At 71.2% G+C, this 951-nt stretch carries 1 protein-coding gene; it reads right to left on the reverse strand.

Translation table 11 applies throughout. The features are described 5' to 3' along the window. Window positions 1-235: 235 nt before the first annotated feature. Window positions 236-951 (reverse strand): sugar phosphate isomerase/epimerase family protein (locus tag C1J00_RS43675; protein WP_102914254.1); only part of this gene is annotated, 716 nt, incomplete at its 5' end.

Raw genomic sequence — 951 nt, forward strand, 5'->3', positions numbered from 1 at the left:
GTACGGGGTGGGTGCGAAGCGTGCGGTGCGGGCGCCGGGGTGCGCCGTCACCCCGGAGGTGCGTGTATCCTGAACACATCAAGGACGGTAGCCGCGTCCGTCCGGGGCGAACACCCCTCGCGGCGGACTCGGCCGGACTTTCTCCCTGTGCGGGGCAAAGCGGGATTCGCGCAGGTCGGAGGGGGGACCGGCGATGCTGCCGGTCCCCGCCCCCGACCTGCGTCGGGAGCCTGGCTCAGCTGTTGAACGCCGCGTCGAAGGACGCGCTGGGCGGCTCGAAGTCGAAGGCCTTCAGCCTGGTCAGGGCCTCCGGCGCTCCCTGGAGCCGGTCCATCCCGGCGTCCTCCCACTCCACCGAGACGGGGCCCTCGTAGTCGATGGAGCGCAGCATCCGGAAGACGTCCTCCCAGGGGACGTCGCCGTGCCCCGCAGAGACGAAGTCCCAGCCGCGCCGCGGGTCGCCCCAGGGCAGGTGGGAGCCGAGCCGGCCGTTGCGTCCGTCGAGGCGTTTGCGGGCCTCCTTGCAGTCGACGTGGTAGATCCGGTCACGGAAGTCCCAGAGGAAGCCGACCGGGTCGAGGTCCTGCCACACGAAGTGCGAGGGATCGAAGTTGAGGCCGAAGGCAGGGCGCCTGCCGACCGCTTCCAGCGCGCGGGCCGTCGTCCAGTAGTCGTAGGCGATCTCGCTCGGGTGGACCTCGTGCGCGAACCGCACTCCCTCGGCGTCGAAGACGTCCAGGATCGGGTTCCAGCGGTCGGCGAAGTCCTGGTAGCCCCGCTCGATCATCGCTTCGGGGGCGGGCGGGAACATGGCGACGAGATGCCAGATGGCGGAGCCGGTGAACCCGATGACGGTGTCGACACCGAAGGCGGACGCGGCCCGGGCGGTGTCCTTCATGCGTTCCGCCGCCCGCTGCCGGACTCCTTCCGGGTCCCCGTCGCCCCACACCC

This window comes from Streptomyces cahuitamycinicus, from assembly GCF_002891435.1.
GTDB classification, from domain to species: domain Bacteria; phylum Actinomycetota; class Actinomycetes; order Streptomycetales; family Streptomycetaceae; genus Streptomyces; species Streptomyces cahuitamycinicus.